The sequence below is a fragment of the Streptomyces sp. NPDC054796 genome (assembly GCF_053611545.1).
Map to the genome: position 1 here is coordinate 36745 of NZ_JBSHAO010000043.1, position 14670 is coordinate 51414.

The 14670-nt window shown below is 72.0% G+C and carries 11 protein-coding genes; 6 read left to right on the plus strand and 5 right to left on the minus strand.

Going from position 1 to position 14670, the window contains the following annotated elements; translation table 11 throughout:
* Positions 1-52: 52 nt before the first annotated feature.
* Positions 53-1360, minus strand: coding sequence for a pyruvate dehydrogenase (acetyl-transferring) E1 component subunit alpha (pdhA, locus tag ACWGJ2_RS29090; protein ID WP_453349236.1), 1308 nt, complete (start codon positions 1358-1360; stop codon positions 53-55).
* Between the two features lie 373 nt (positions 1361-1733).
* On the opposite strand from pdhA (ACWGJ2_RS29090), the gene ACWGJ2_RS29095 reads away from it, so the two are divergent.
* Positions 1734-2249 (plus strand): response regulator transcription factor, encoded by a 516-nt coding sequence (locus ACWGJ2_RS29095; RefSeq protein ID WP_453349237.1) that lies wholly within the window; start codon positions 1734-1736, stop codon positions 2247-2249.
* Positions 2250-2309: 60 nt separating this feature from the next.
* Here ACWGJ2_RS29095 and ACWGJ2_RS29100 read toward each other — a convergent pair whose 3' ends face one another.
* Positions 2310-3362 carry a phosphotransferase gene (locus ACWGJ2_RS29100; RefSeq protein WP_453349272.1) on the minus strand — a complete coding sequence of 351 codons (1053 nt, stop codon included), beginning with the start codon at positions 3360-3362 and terminating at the stop codon, positions 2310-2312.
* Between the two features lie 478 nt (positions 3363-3840).
* A complete protein-coding gene (locus ACWGJ2_RS29105) occupies positions 3841-5457 on the minus strand; it encodes a protein kinase domain-containing protein (RefSeq protein ID WP_453349238.1) in 1617 nt (538 codons plus the stop codon).
* Between the two features lie 403 nt (positions 5458-5860).
* On the opposite strand from ACWGJ2_RS29105, the gene ACWGJ2_RS29110 reads away from it, so the two are divergent.
* Entirely contained in the window at positions 5861-7546 is a 1686-nt protein-coding gene (locus ACWGJ2_RS29110) for a protein kinase domain-containing protein (RefSeq protein ID WP_453349239.1), read from the plus strand.
* Positions 7547-7592: 46 nt separating this feature from the next.
* Here the strand turns inward: ACWGJ2_RS29110 and paaN are convergent, their stop codons facing one another.
* Positions 7593-9290, minus strand: a complete 1698-nt coding sequence (paaN, locus tag ACWGJ2_RS29115) for a phenylacetic acid degradation protein PaaN (RefSeq protein WP_453349240.1) — start codon at positions 9288-9290, stop codon at positions 7593-7595.
* 187 nt (positions 9291-9477) lie between these two features.
* Between paaN and ACWGJ2_RS29120 the strand changes: the two genes are divergently transcribed.
* Complete coding sequence (locus tag ACWGJ2_RS29120) at positions 9478-10086, plus strand: TetR/AcrR family transcriptional regulator (protein WP_453349241.1); 609 nt, start codon at positions 9478-9480, stop codon at positions 10084-10086.
* Between the two features lie 44 nt (positions 10087-10130).
* Here the strand turns inward: ACWGJ2_RS29120 and ACWGJ2_RS29125 are convergent, their stop codons facing one another.
* Entirely contained in the window at positions 10131-10622 is a 492-nt protein-coding gene (locus ACWGJ2_RS29125) for an Lrp/AsnC family transcriptional regulator (protein WP_453349242.1), read from the minus strand.
* 172 nt (positions 10623-10794) lie between these two features.
* Here ACWGJ2_RS29125 and pdhA (ACWGJ2_RS29130) point away from each other — a divergent pair, with 172 nt between their 5' ends.
* From pdhA (ACWGJ2_RS29130) to ACWGJ2_RS29140, 3 genes are all read left to right on the plus strand, one after another.
* Positions 10795-11970 (plus strand): pyruvate dehydrogenase (acetyl-transferring) E1 component subunit alpha, encoded by a 1176-nt coding sequence (pdhA, locus tag ACWGJ2_RS29130; protein WP_453349243.1) that lies wholly within the window; start codon positions 10795-10797, stop codon positions 11968-11970.
* Between the two features lie 116 nt (positions 11971-12086).
* Positions 12087-13097: an alpha-ketoacid dehydrogenase subunit beta gene (locus ACWGJ2_RS29135; RefSeq protein ID WP_453349273.1), complete on the plus strand. Its 1011-nt coding sequence runs from the start codon at positions 12087-12089 to the stop codon at positions 13095-13097.
* Positions 13097-14647 (plus strand): dihydrolipoamide acetyltransferase family protein, encoded by a 1551-nt coding sequence (locus ACWGJ2_RS29140; RefSeq protein ID WP_453349244.1) that lies wholly within the window; start codon positions 13097-13099, stop codon positions 14645-14647. Before ACWGJ2_RS29135 ends, ACWGJ2_RS29140 begins: the two co-directional genes overlap by 1 nt.
* The last annotated feature ends 23 nt before the right edge of the window (positions 14648-14670 follow it).

Genomic DNA, 14670 nt, shown 5'->3' on the forward strand with positions numbered 1-14670 from the left:
GGCAGTGGCGGAGGAGACGGCGGGAGAGGAGGCGGAAGTGTCGGTGGCCATGTCAGCGGCCCTCCTCGGCGGTGTCGGCGAAGGACGCGGCGTACTCCGCGTACTGGGCGCGCTCCTCGTCCACCAGGGCGTGCCCGTCCGCGTAGACGTTCTCAAAGATGGCCATGGAGTCCGGGGCCTTCATGGTGCGGATGGACTCGCGTACGTGCTTGCCCATCGCCTCGCTCTCCTCGTCCAGCGCGGCGAAGAAGTCCTCGTCGGCGAGACCGGTCTTCTCCAGGTGGAGCCGCAGCCGCTGGATCGGGTCCTTGGCCTCCCACTCCACGCGCTCCTCGTCGCGGCGGTAGCGGGAGGGGTCGTCCGAGGTGGTGTGGGCGCCCATGCGGTACGTGAACGCCTCGACCAGCATCGGTCCCTGCCCCGCGCGGGCGCGCTCGACGGCGGCCCGGGTCACGGCGAGGCAGGCGAGCACGTCGTTGCCGTCGACGCGGACGCCGGGGAAGCCGAAGCCCTGCGCTCGCTGGTAGATCGGCACCCGGGACTGGCGCTCGGTGGGCTCGGAGATCGCCCACTGGTTGTTCTGGCAGAAGAAGATGACCGGCGCGTTGTAGACGGCGGCGAAGGTGAACGCCTCGGCGACGTCGCCCTGGCTGGAGGCGCCGTCGCCGAAGTACGCGATGACGGCGGAGTCGGCACCGTCCTTGGCCACGCCCATCGCGTAGCCGGTGGCGTGCAGCACCTGCGAGCCGATCACGATCGTGTACAGGTGGAAGTTGTTGTCGTTGGGGTCCCAGCCGCCGTGGTTCACGCCGCGGAACATGCCGAGGAGGTTCGTGGGGTCCACCCCGCGGCACCAGGCGACGCCGTGCTCGCGGTAGGTGGGGAAGACGTAGTCGTCGTCGCGCAGCGCGCGCCCCGAGCCGATCTGCGCGGCCTCCTGGCCGAGCAGCGACGCCCACAGGCCCAGCTCGCCCTGCCGCTGGAGCGAGGTGGCCTCGGCGTCGAAGCGCCGGGTCAGCACCATGTCGCGGTAGAGGCCGCGCAGCTCTTCGGGGGTCGGGTCGAAGGCGTAGTCCGGGTGCTCGACGCGGTCGCCTTCGGGGGTCAGGAGCTGGATCAGTTCGGTCTGCCCGGCACCGGAACCGGAACCGTCGACGGCTGCGGGGGCGGTGGCGGGAGCGGTCCTACGGGCGGCGGTGGCCGTCTTCTTCTTCGCGGGGGCCTTCGCGGGGCTCTTCGCCGCCGTCTTCGCCGTCGCCGTCGACGTCTTCTTGGCGGCGGCCGTCTGCTTCGTAGCGCGCTTGCCTCCGGTGCCGCTGCTGCGCGTTGTACCGCGCGCGGCAGTGCTCTCCACGGTCACGTGTGCTCCTCTTCTGTCCGGCCCCCGGGGTCGCCGGTGGCCTGGGGGTCCCCCGCCTGGGAGGCGGGGGGAGGCTCGCCCGTTCCCGTACGGCGCACGGGGTGGGTGCGGCGCGGACGGAAGCCGAGCGGTGACTACTGTCCCGGTCGACGGCCCGCTGAAGCCATGCCCAGACCTCCATACACGCACGAAGCCGCCCTGACCTGCAACTTTGTTCGGATATCCAACTAAGAACTCGGAAATCCAAACATCGTCGGGATATCAGGGACGTCACTGGTCACGGCCTCGCGGACCCCGCGGACACCCGCACGGTATCCCGGAGGCCACAAGCGCGGGAAGAGCAGCGCGGGGACCAGTATGTGAGACTGAGGCCGTGCGCGAAGACCGAAAAATCACCGTATTCCTCGTCGATGACCATGAGGTGGTCCGTCGGGGGGTACACGAGATGCTTTCGGTGGAATCGGACGTCGAGGTCGTCGGCGAGGCGGGCACAGCGGCCGACGCACTCGTCGGGGCCTCGGGCTATGTGCTGAAGGCGATCCGCGGCCAGGAGCTGCTGGGGGCCGTACGGGACGTGGCGGCGGGCAAGTCGCTGCTGGACCCCGTCGCCACCCAGCGGGTGCCGGAGCGGCTGCGCGACGGCGGCAGGTCCGGGGAGGACGGCAGGCTCGCGTCGCTGACCGGCCAGGAGCGCAGGATCCTCGATCTGATCGGCGAGGGCCTGACCAACCGCGCCATCGGCGAGCGCCTCCACCTCGCCGAGAAGACGATCAAGAACTATGTCTCCGGCCTGCTCGCCAAGCTCGGCATGGAGCGCCGCTCGCAGGCCGCCGCGTACGTGGCCCGTATGCAGGCGGGCCGGGCGGCGCGGGGCGACGGGGGGTCGTAGCCGTCGCCCGGTGCCCAGCGCCCGTCGCCTGGCGCCCGGCACCCAGCACCCGGCACCCGGTCAGTCGCAGAACGCGCCGCGCACCGCCGCGTACTCGCTCGTCCACCACACCACCAGCGACGCCGCGGCGGGGAACTGCGGATCGGCGCGGCCGTCGCTCAGCTCGTAGCGCCAGCACAGCATCCAGAAGTCGTTGAGCCGCTCCCACCACACGCGGTGCACCGCCGCGCTCAGCTCGTCGGGGGAGGCGTGCGCCGCGTGGCGGTACGCGCGTGCGTAGGCCCGTACGCGGGGCAGGTCGAGGGTGCCGTCGGGTCGTACGAAGAAGATCGCCGCGGCCCTTACCGCCTCCTCGGCGCGCGGCTGCACCCCCAGCCGGTCCCAGTCGACGATCGCGAGCGGCTCACCGGGGCCGCCGGAGTCGTCGGGACCGCCGGGGCCGCCGGGGCTGTCGGGGCTGTCGGGGTCGGTGTGGCGGTAGAGGAGGTTGAGGGGGTGGAAGTCGCCGTGCACCCAGCCCGCGACCGGCTCGGCGCCCTCGGGCGGACGCTGCCCCGCGAAGTCGTGCAGCAGCGCGCGGCGCTCCAGGAGGCGGTACTCGGCGAGCGCGTCGAAGCTGTCGGGCGCCTTCCGTGCCCTGATCCGGACGAGGAGTTCGCAGATGAGGGCGTGCGTGTCCGAGGGGTCGGCGCTGGGGTGCGCGGGCGCGGCGGCGGCCGGTATGACCTGCGCGAGCCGGGTGTGCACCTGCCCCAGCAGGGCGCCGAGGCGGCGGGACTGCGCCGTGGTCAGCTCGCTGCCGTGCCGGTGGCGGCCCTCGATCCAGGGGTGCAGCGCGTAGCAGCGGTCGCCGACGACCGCGACGGTGCGCCCCTCCGCGTCGGACACCGGTGGCACGACGGGGATGCCGAGCGCCCCGAGCAGCGCCGTGGCGCGGTGCTGGCGGCCGATGGCCTCGGGGTCGCCGTCGAGATGGTGCTTGAGGAAGAAGCGGCCCCGGGTGGTCGCGAGCCGGTACCCGTGGTTGAGCAGTCCCTGGGAGAGGGGCACGCAGGAGAGGGGTTCCCCCGCGCCGTAGCGCCGCAGCAGGACGCGGAGGGTACGCGCGCACAGGTCGGGGTGGGAGGGGCGCGAGGGATGAGAGAGAGGGGAGGGGTGGGAGGGCGTGGGCGGGCGGCGCTGCTGCCGCGCGGGCTGCGGGAACTGCACGGTCTGGTGCTGCACGCGCCGCATCTTAGGCGACCCTTAGTGACGTACGAGGCGGAAAGGGAAGGGAGCGGTCCGGGTGATCAGGCCCGTAATCCGGGGCCCGCGGACCGTCCCGCGAACGGTCTCCCATGATCACGCTCGACCAGCTCCGGTCTACGGGCAGCACGGCCCGGTCACCCGGTGGCACACTCCGGAGCAGGCCAGCGGGCCGGAATCACGTGCTCCGCTCCGGGGCCGGTTCCGGGCCCGAACTCGGCCCCGGAGCCAGGCCCCGGAGCCAGGCCGGGAAACGGGCGAGGCCCCGGCCGTGGGCCGGGGCCTCGCACATTCCGTCACTCCGTCACTCCGTGACTCAGTCGCTGAGCCGCTCCGTCGCTACGGGTCAGTTCTCCGCCGCGCCGCCGCCGTCCGCCGCGGCACCGCCGTCATCCGACCCCTGGTTCGTGTTGCCGCCGTCGTCGTCCGGGGGCGAGGGGTCCTCGTCCGTCGGGTCCGAGGTGTCGCCGCCGCTGCCGCCGCCGTTCGAGGAGCTGCCGCCGCTGCCCGAGCTGGTCTCGGTCGGGCGCCCCGTGGGCTGGTTCGACGGGGTCGTCTCGGGGTCGGTGGGCTGGCTCTCCGAGTACGTCGGGGTCGGCGAGTAGTCACCGGTGTCGCCCGTGCTGGTGCCCGGGTCCTCTTCCTCGGTCTCGGTCGGCGTCACGGACGGCTCGTCCGAGGTCTTCTCGTCCTTGGGCGCCGAGCTGGAGGTGTCGGGCTTCGGTGTCTTGTCCCCGTCGTCCGAGCCGGAGTTGAGCGCGTAGAAGATGCCGCCCGCGATGGCGATCACGGCGAGGAAGGCGATCAGCGCGTACTTGACGCCGCTGCCGCGCCCGCCGCCGCCCCGGTGTCCGCCCTCGAAGCCGCCGTCGTCGCGGTCGGGGCGGCCCATCAGCAGGGGCGGGCCGAGCTGGGAGGTGTCGCCGTGCTGGGGGTGCTGGCGGGCATCGGCGCCGGGCACGCCCATGGCGGGAGTGGAGCCGCCGCCGTGCGCGACGGGGCCCGTGTTCCAGATGCCGCCGGTGTGGCCGCCCTGCTCGTGGAGCATCTGGAGCGCGTACTGCGTCAGGCCGCGCATCTCCTCGGCGGTCTGGAAGCGGTCGTCGGGGTCCTTGGCCAGCGAACGCATGACCAGCCCGTCCAGCTCCGGCGGCACCGCGTCGGAGACCTCGGAGGGGAGCGACGGGTCGTCCTGCACATGCTGATAGACGACCGAGAGGGGGGTCTCGCCGGTGAAGGGGGGTCTGAGCGTGAGCAGCTCGTAGAGCAGACAGCCCGTGGCGTAGAGGTCCGAGCGGGTGTCGACGGTCTTGCCGAGGGCCTGCTCGGGGGAGAGGTACTGCGGGGTGCCCATGACCATGCCCGTCTGGGTCATGGTGTTGGAGGCGCCGTGCAGGGCGCGGGCGATGCCGAAGTCCATCACCTTGACCGCGCCGGTGTTGGTGATGATGACGTTGGCGGGCTTGATGTCGCGGTGCACGATGCCGTGCTGGTGGCTGTAGGCCAGGGCCTCCAGGACGCCCGCGACGATGATCAGCGCCTGGTCGGCCGGCGGGGCGTCGGCGTTCAGCAGCAGATCGCGGATGGTGCGGCCCTCGACCAGCTCCATCACGATGTACGGCGTGATGTTGCCGCCGATCTGCTCCTCGCCGGAGTCGTACACGGCGACCACGGAGTGGTGGTTGAGCCCCGCGACGGACTGTGCCTCGCGGGTGAACCGGGCCTTGGAGACCGGGTCCTCCGCGAGATCGGAGCGGAGCAGCTTGACGGCGACCGTACGGCCGAGGCGAAGGTCCTCAGCCGCGAAGACCTCTGCCATGCCGCCGCGGCCGAGTCGGTAGGTCAGGCGGTAGCGGCCGTCACCGACCACCCCCTGGTTTCCCCACAACTCCGGCGAATCCGGCATGGAGCCGCCGTTCGCGTCGGGGTCCGAAGGGCCCCCGGCGGCCTGCGTCTGAGCCATCAGTCCTCGCCGTCGATTTCGGTTCCGCGCCGCGCGCGGTACGTACTCCCCCGCTTCGCTGGGGATGTCCCGACCCCCCGCTTGGAGGCTACAGGCTCGGAGGAGGTACTTGGATGGGGACGGATGAGCCATCCAAGCGGCTGCGGTACCTGACTGGCAAGTTCGCAGACCGCGAGCGGACCGCGCGCGGGCCGCGACAGGACGGCCACACCTGTGGGCACAGGATGCGCATCCGGTTACGGAACGGGCAACGAGCTTGACGTACTAGAGCCCTCCGGCAGACTTGGGCCAGTATCAGGATCATCGTCACTGGATCAATTGTCACTGGATCACCGGAGCCCCCTCGGGAAGCTCCGGGGACGTACTTGCGCGGGGGCAGCGCCGCCGAGGGGGAAGCAGTCAGATGAGCGACGACGGCGCACAGGCAGCCGCACAGTATTTGGGCCGTACGGTCGGCGGGGGGCGCTTCCAGCTTCAGAGCCTGCTCGGCGCGGGTGGCATGGCCTCCGTGTATCTCGCCTACGACTCGGTGCTCGACCGCCAGGTCGCGGTCAAGACGCTGCACACCGAGCTGGGCCGCGAGCAGTCCTTCCGTGAGCGCTTCCGGCGCGAGGCGCAGGCAGTGGCGAAGCTCACGCACACCAACATCGTCTCCGTCTTCGACTCCGGCGAGGACGAGATCGACGGCTCGATGGTCCCGTACATCGTCATGGAGTACGTCGAGGGCAAGCCGCTGCGCAGCGTGCTGGACGAGGACGTGGCGCAGTTCGGCGCCATGCCGACGGAGAAGGCCCTCAAGATCACCGGTGATGTGCTGGCGGCGCTCGAGGTCAGCCACGAGATGGGCCTGGTGCACCGCGACATCAAGCCCGGCAATGTGATGGTGACCAAGCGCGGCGTCGTCAAGGTCATGGACTTCGGCATCGCGCGGGCCATGCAGTCCGGGGTCACCTCGATGACGCAGACCGGCATGGTCGTGGGCACCCCGCAGTACCTCTCCCCCGAGCAGGCGCTCGGGCGCGGTGTGGACGCCCGCTCGGACCTCTACTCCGTCGGCATCATGCTCTTCGAGCTGCTGACGGGACGGCTGCCCTTCGACGCGGACTCGCCGCTGGCCATCGCGTACGCGCATGTGCAGGAGGAGCCTCCCGTCCCCTCCTCGATCAACCAGGCGATCCCGCCCGCCGTGGACGCGATGATCGCGCGCACGCTGAAGAAGAACCCCAACGAACGCTTCCCCTCCGCCGAGTCGATGCACGACGAGTGCCATCGCATCGGCGGCTCCGGCGCGGCCTCCGGGGCCAACCCGATGATCGTCGGCGGAGTCCCGGCGGCGAACAGCGGCGCGGGCGTGGGCCAGGCCGTCTTCCCGCCCGTCGGGCAGGCGCAGGGCACCCCGCCGCCCGGCAGTGTGCAGCAGCCCTACCAGGGGCAGTACGGCGGCTTCGGCCCCTCGACCCCGCCGCCCGCCACGGGCCCCGCGCCCATGGGCCAGCCCGGCTACGCGACCGGCTCCCCCTACCAGGGCGGCGCCCACACCCCGCCCCCGTACGCCATGTCGCCCTCCCCCTCGGGGAATGGTGGCGGCGGCAAGAACAACACCCCGGTGATCATCGGTTCCGCCGTCGCGGCCATCGTGGTCGTCGCCGCGCTGATCATCGCGATCAGCATGAACAGCGGCGGCGAGGAGGAGCCCCAGGCCGGTGGCGGGTCGAGCGGCGCGACGTCCCAGGAACCGGCGGGCACGGGCGGCAGCGGCGGCGAGGACACCAGCTCGGACTCGGACGACACCGACCAGTTCAAGCCCGAGGACAAGACCAAGACCATCGACTCCACCAAGTGCACGGACGCGACCGAGAGCTACAACGACAAGTCCAAGGTGCTCATCCCCGAGTTCACCTACAAGAACCTGTCCTCGGTGAAGCAGTGCATCCGTGAGGCCGGGTGGAAGCTGGGCGACGTCTCGTACGAGGACGAGAACGTCTGGGGCAAGAACATGGTCCTGGAGCAGTCCCCCGACGACCTGGACGACTTCGACCCCAAGAAGGACTCCATCGACCTGACCGTCTCCACCGGCAAGCCGGAGTAGCCGGAGCCGCTTGCCGCCCGGTCCGCGCCCGCCTCCGCGTCCGCGTCTAGGCCGGGCGCCTCACCTCCACCGTGCGGAAGCGGTCCGAGACGAACGCGCCGTCGCACAGCGCCGCGTTCGCCGCCGGGTTGCCGCCCGAACCGTGGAAGTCCGAGAAGGCGGCGGTCTGGTTGACGTACACCCCTCCGGTGAGGTTGAGGGACAGCTGGGCGCACTCGTCCAGGCAGGCGTCCTCGATCAGACGCTCGGCGTCCGGCGAGGTGGTGTAAGCGCCGACGGTCATCGCGCCCTTGTCCCGGATGGTGCCGCGCAGGAGGGACACCGCGTCCGCCGTGGAATCGACGGCCACCGCGAAGGAGACGGGCCCGAAGCACTCCGAGAGATAGACGGCCTCGGCATCGGGCTTCGCGGACTCCAGCTTGACGATCACCGGGGTGCGGACGGTGGCGTCCGGGAAATCGGGGTGCTCCACCGCACGGGAGGGCAGGGCCACCTCGCCGAGCGACGGCGCGGACTCGATGCGCTCGCGCACCTGGGGGTTGACGATGGCGCCCAGCAGCGCGTTGGCACGGGCATCGTCCCCCAGGAGCTTGGAGACGGCCGTGGCCAGATCGGCCACCACCTCGTCATAGCTCTTCTCGCCCGCGTCCGTGCTGATGCCGCCCCTCGGGATCAGCAGGTTCTGCGGGGTGGTGCACATCTGGCCGCTGTAGAGCGAGAGGGAGAAGGCGAGGTTGGCCAGCATCCCCTTGTAGTCGTCGGTGGAATCGATCACGACGGTGTTGACCCCGGCCTTCTCGGTGAAGACGCGGGCCTGGAGCGCGTTGGCCTCCAGCCAGTCGCCGAAGGCGGTGGAGCCGGTGTAGTCGATGATGCGGACCTCGGGGCGCAGCGCCAGCTCCTTGGCCAGGCCCTCGCCTTCGCGCTCGGCGGCCAGCGCGACCAGATTCGGATCAAACCCGGACTCGGCGAGCACCTCGCGGGCGATCCGCACGGTGAGCGCGAGGGGCAGCACCGCGCGCGGGTGCGGCTTCACCAGCACCGGGTTCCCGGTGGCGAGGGAGGCGAAGAAGCCCGGATAGCCGTTCCACGTCGGGAACGTGTTGCAGCCGACGAGGAGGGAGACGCCGCGCCCCACTGCGGTGAACCGCTTGCTGAGATCGAGGGGATCGCGCTTGCCCTGGGGCTTGGACCAGGAGGCGGACTCGGGGGTGCGGGTCTGCTCCTCGTACGCGTACACCACCGCCTCCATGCCGCGGTCCTGCGCGTGGGGGCCGCCCGCCTGGAAGGCCATCATGAACGCCTGGCCGCTGGTGTGCATGACCGCGTGCGCGAACTCGTGCGTGCGGGCGCTGACGCGCGACAGGATCTCCAGACAGACGGCGGCCCGGACCTCCGGCCCCGCCGCGCGCCACGCGGGCATCGCCGCGCGCATGGCGGGCAGCAGCACATCGGCGTCCATGTGCGGATAGGAGATGCCCAGCTCCAGGCCGTAGGGAGAGGACTCGGTGGCGGTCCACTCGCCGTCGGCCCCCGGCTGGTCGTCGAGCGCGAAACGGGTGCCGCGCAGCGCGTCGAACGCGGCCTGGCCCGCCTCCGCGCTCAGGGAGCCGCCCTCGCCGTACGCCTTGGGGTGCTCGGGGTGCGGGGACCAGAATTCCCGGCTGCGGATCGCCTCCAGCGCCCGGTCACGGGCCGGGCGGTGCTTCTCGATGAGCTGCGCTGTGCTGAGTCCGGTGGTCACGAGCGACCAACTCCTCGCTGAGCTGGATGAATGGATGGGCGGCAGGCAACGGCCGCGACGGCCGGGGTGCGCCGGGGGGTGCGTTTCCCCGGTACAGGACAGATACTGCTACCGAACGATCGGTCGGGGCAAGGGGGCTCGTAAGCCTGTGGATAACTCGGTCAGCGGCGCGGATAGCATCGGCGGCATGCCAGCCAAGCGCGACGCCTTCAAGCGCGACACGTACACGCCGGACTCGCTGCTCACGGTCGCCGTGCGGGTGTTCAACGAGCGCGGCTACGACGGCACGTCGATGGAGCACCTCTCCAAAGCCGCCGGGATCTCCAAGTCCTCCATCTACCACCACGTCCGCGGCAAGGAGGAACTGCTGCGGCGCGCGATAAGCCGGGCCCTGGACGGGCTCTTCGGCATCCTGGAGGAACCCCGCGCCCGCGAGGGCCGCGCGGTCGACAGGCTCGAACACGTCACCCGCCGCACCGTCGAGGTGCTGATGACCGAGCTGCCCTACGTCACGCTCCTCCTGCGCGTGCGCGGCAACACCGACACCGAGCGGTGGGCGATGGAGCGGCGGCGCGAGTTCGACCAGCGGGTCGCCGAGCTGCTGAAGCAGGCGACGGCCGACGGGGATCTGCGCGCCGACGTGGACGTACGGCTGGCGACGCGGCTGCTCTTCGGGATGATCAACTCGATCGTCGAGTGGTACCGCCCGGGCCGGGCCGGACGCGGCGCCACCACCAGCGAGGAGGTCGCGGAGGCCGTCGTCCGTACCGCCTTCGCGGGCCTCCGCGTCACCTGACGGGCGGGCCCTTGAGCCGCCCGGAAGCCTGACACTCCCGCCCCTCACGCCTCCGGTTCGAGGTCGGTCTCCTCGAAGACCAGCAGCGTCCGCGTGCTGAGCACTTCCGGTATGGACTGGATGCGGGTGAGCACCAGATCGCGCAGCGCCCTGTTGTCGGGCGTGTGGACCAGCAGCAGGACGTCGAAATCGCCGCTGACCAGCGCGATGTGGGAGGCCCCGGGAAGCTCCCTGAGCTGTTCCCGCACGCTGCGCCACGAGTCCTGGACGATCTTGAGCGTGATGTAGGCGGAGGCTCCCTGACCTGCCCGTTCCTGGTCGACGCGGGCGCTGAAGCCGCGTATCACGCCATCCTCGATGAGGCGGTTGATGCGCGCGTACGCGTTGGCGCGCGAGACGTGGACCTGCTCGGCGACGGACCGCACCGAGGCGCGGCCGTCCGAACGCAGCAGCCGCAGGATGTCCCTGTCGATCGCGTCGAGGGGACGGGCCGGAGGACGCGGGATGTCGTCGGTGACCATCTGTTCGTCCGGCATGCCCTGCGGCCTCCCCTCCCTGGACGTCCTGCTGATATCGAACGCACTACCGGGCCGTTTGTCCACAGGCAGAGGGTGCCTGTAGCCAAAATGTGCCAGCGACCGAACAATCGGTAGGGAAGCCCACCAGGCTTCCCGCCCCTTCGCGGCTTCCCATGAGGAGGTGCTCGTCATGACGGTCCTAGAGCAGCCCGGTGCCTATCGCCTCGCGCCGCCCCCGGCCTGGCGCCCCCGCCTGGACCCCGCTCCCCTCCTGCCCGACGCCGAGCCGCACCGGCTGCTCGGCACCGGCGCGAAGCTCGACGCCGGGCTGCTGCGGGAGCTGTACGGAGAGCTGGTGCGCGGGCGGCGGTACAACGAGCAGGCCACGGCCCTCACCAAGCAGGGCCGCCTCGCCGTGTACCCCTCGTCCACGGGCCAGGAGGCCAGCCAGGTGGCCGCCGCGCTGACGTTGGAGGAGCGGGACTGGCTCTTTCCCAGCTACCGCGACACCCTCGCGGCCGTCGCCAGGGGCCTGGACCCGGTCGAGGTGCTGTCCCTGCTGCGCGGTGACTGGCACTCCGGTTACGACCCGCGCGCCACCCGCGTCGCTCCCCTGTGCACCCCGCTCGCCACCCAGCTCCCGCACGCCGTCGGGCTGGCGCACGCCGCGCGCCTCCAGGGTGACGACGTGGTGGCGCTGGCCATGGTCGGTGACGGCGGCACGAGCGAGGGCGATTTCCACGAGGCGCTCAATTTCGCGGCCGTGTGGCAGGCGCCCGTCGTCTTCCTCGTCCAGAACAACGGCTTCGCGATCTCCGTGCCCCTCGCCAAGCAGACCGCCGCGCCCTCCCTGGCCCACAAGGCCGTCGGGTACGGGATGCCGGGCCGCCTGGTCGACGGGAACGACGCGCCGGCCGTGCACCAGGTCCTCTCCGAGGCCGTAGCGCGCGCCCGCGCGGGCGGGGGGCCGACGCTGGTCGAGGCCGTCACGTACCGCGTGGAAGCGCACACGAACGCCGACGACGCCACCCGCTACCGCACGGACGACGAGGTCGCCGCCTGGCGCGCGCACGATCCCGTCGCGCTGCTGGAGCGGGAGCTGCGGGAGCGGGGCCTGCTGGACGAGGAGGGCGTGCGGGAGGCGGCGCGGGCCGCCGAGGACATGGCCGCGAAGCTGCGCGAACGGATGAACGCGGACGCGGAACTTCGCCCCGCCGATCTCTTCGACCACGTCTTCTCCCACGACACGGCGCGGCTGCGCGAGCAGGCCGAGCGGCTGCGCGCCGAACTGGAAGCGGAGGCGGAAGCCGGGACGGACACGGACACGGACACGGGCACGGGGAGCGAAGGGGGAGACGCCCGATGAGTGCGGGGACGAGGACGGAAACCGGAGCGGGCACCGGAACCGGTACGGGGACGGGCACGGGAGCCGGGGCGGGAGCGGGAGCGGGAGCGGGCCGTGGCGCCCGTACGCGGTCCTCGATGGCGCAGGCGCTGAACCGCGCGCTGCGCGACGCGATGGCCGAGGACCCGAGCGTGCACCTGCTCGGCGAGGACGTCGGCACGCTCGGCGGCGTCTTCCGGGTCACCGACGGGCTCGCGAAGGAGTTCGGCGCCGCACGCTGCGCCGATACGCCGCTGGCCGAGGCCGGGATCCTCGGCACGGCCGTCGGCATGGCGATGTACGGGCTGCGGCCCGTCGTGGAGATGCAGTTCGACGCGTTCGGCTACCCGGCCTTCGAGCAACTGGTCTCGCACGTCTCCCGGATGCGCAACCGCACGCGCGGCGCGCTGCCGATGCCGCTCACCGTGCGCGTACCGTACGGGGGCGGAATCGGCGGGGTGGAGCACCACAGCGACTCCTCCGAGGCGTACTACATGGCGACGCCCGGACTGCACGTCGTCACGCCCGCCACCGTCGCGGACGCCTACGGACTGCTGAGGCGGTCCATCGAGAGCGACGACCCGGTCATCTTCATGGAGCCCAAGCGGCTCTACTGGGGCAAGGCCGACTGGTCGCCCGAGGAGCCCACGCCCGTGCCGGACATCGGGCGCGCCGTGGTCCGCAGGGAGGGCACGTCGGCCACTCTGATCACCTACGGGCCCTCGGTCCCCGTCTGCCTGGAGGCCGCCGAGGCGGCGCGCTCCGAGGGCTGGGACCTCGAAGTCGTCGATCTGCGCTCGCTCGTCCCCCTCGACGAGGAGACCGTGGTCGCCTCCGTACGGCGTACGGGCCGGGCCGTCGTCGTGCACGAGTCGCCGGGGTTCGCGGGGCCTGGCGGCGAGCTGGCGGCCCGGATCGGCGAGCGCTGCTTCCACTATCTGGAGGCCCCGGTGCTGCGCGTCGCGGGCTTCGACATCCCCTACCCGCCGCCCATGCTGGAGCGGCACCATCTGCCGGGCGTGGACCGGATTCTGGACACGGTGGCACGGTTGCAGTGGGAGAGTGACTGGGTCGAGAGCCGCGTCGGACGCGAGGGGAGCGGTCACTGATGGCGGAGGTCCGCGAGTTCACCCTGCCCGATCTGGGGGAGGGCCTGACGGAGGCCATGATCGTGCAGTGGCTCGTCGCACCGGGGGACGTGGTCGCTGTGGACCAGCACGTCGTCGAGGTCGAGACGGCCAAGGCACTGGTGGAGGTCCCCTGCCCGTACGCCGGGGTGATCACTGCGCGCTACGGCGAGGAGGGCGCGGAGATTCCCGTGGGGACGCCGCTGGTGACGGTCGCCGTGGGCGCGGCGCCCTCCGACGGCGGGCACGAGGCCGGGGCCGACGGCGCGCAGGGGGCCCCTGGTGACCAGAGTGCTCCGAGTGCTGCGGGTGCTGCGGGTGCTGCGGGTGGTCCCGGTGACGGCCGGGGCGACGGTGCGGGTGGCGGTGGCGAAGGGGGCGGTGGCGCGACGGCTCCGGTCGTCGCCGGGAGCGTCAATGGCAGCGGCACGGGCGCCAGGCCCCCGGGCGGCGAGGAGGCGTCCGGCAACGTCCTGGTGGGGTACGGCACGCAGGCTCCGGCGGCGCGGCGTCGCCGGGTGCGCGGACCGCTCTCCACCGTGGCCTCGGCGGACACGGGGGCGGGTGCGGGCGCGTCCCAGGGTGCGCCCGGCCGGGGTGCAGAACCGGTGGCGGTGATCTCCCCGCTCGTACGGCGTCTCGCCCGCGAACACGGCGTAGACCTCCGCGAGGTGAGCGGCACCGGGCCGGACGGGCTCATCATGCGCGCCGACGTCGAACGCGCGGCGCGGGCCCTCGCCGGGGGCGCCCCGGCGGCCACCGCACCCGCGGCAGCGGCCACGGCACCCACCACGGCTTCCGGCGCGGCCCGGCGCATCCCGCTGACCGGACTCAGGGGCACCGTCGCCGACAAGCTCTCGCGGAGCAGGCACGAGATCCCGGACGCCTCGTGCTGGGTGGACGCCGACGCCACGGAGCTGCTGGCGGCGCGCCGCGCCATGAACGCGTCGCGGACGGACGAGGCACGTACGGACGCGGCACGTGCGGAAGAGGGCGGCAAGGTCTCCCTCCTCGCGCTCCTGGCCCGCATCTGCACGGCGGCCCTCGCCCGCTTCCCCGAGCTGAACGCGACGGTGGACACCAAGGCGCGCGAGATCGTGCAACTGTCCGAGGTGCACCTCGGGTTCGCGGCGCAGACCGAGCGCGGTCTCGTGGTCCCCGTCGTACGGAACGCGCACACGCTCGGCGCCGCCGCGCTCAGCGCGGAGATGTCCCGCCTCACCGAGGCGGCCCGCGCGGGCACGCTCACCCCCGCCGATCTCACCGGCGGCACCTTCACCCTCAACAACTACGGCGTGTTCGGCGTCGACGGCTCGACCCCGATCCTGAACCACCCCGAGGCGGCCATGCTCGGCGTCGGCCGGATAGCCGAGAAGCCGTGGGTGGTGAACGGCGAGCTGGCGGTCAGGTCCGTCACGCAGCTCTCCTTCACCTTCGACCACAGGGTGTGCGACGGGGGTACGGCGGGCGGCTTCCTGCGGTACGTCGCGGACTGCGTGGAACAACCCGCGGTGCTGCTCCGTACGCTCTAGGGCGTGACGCACACCCACGACGA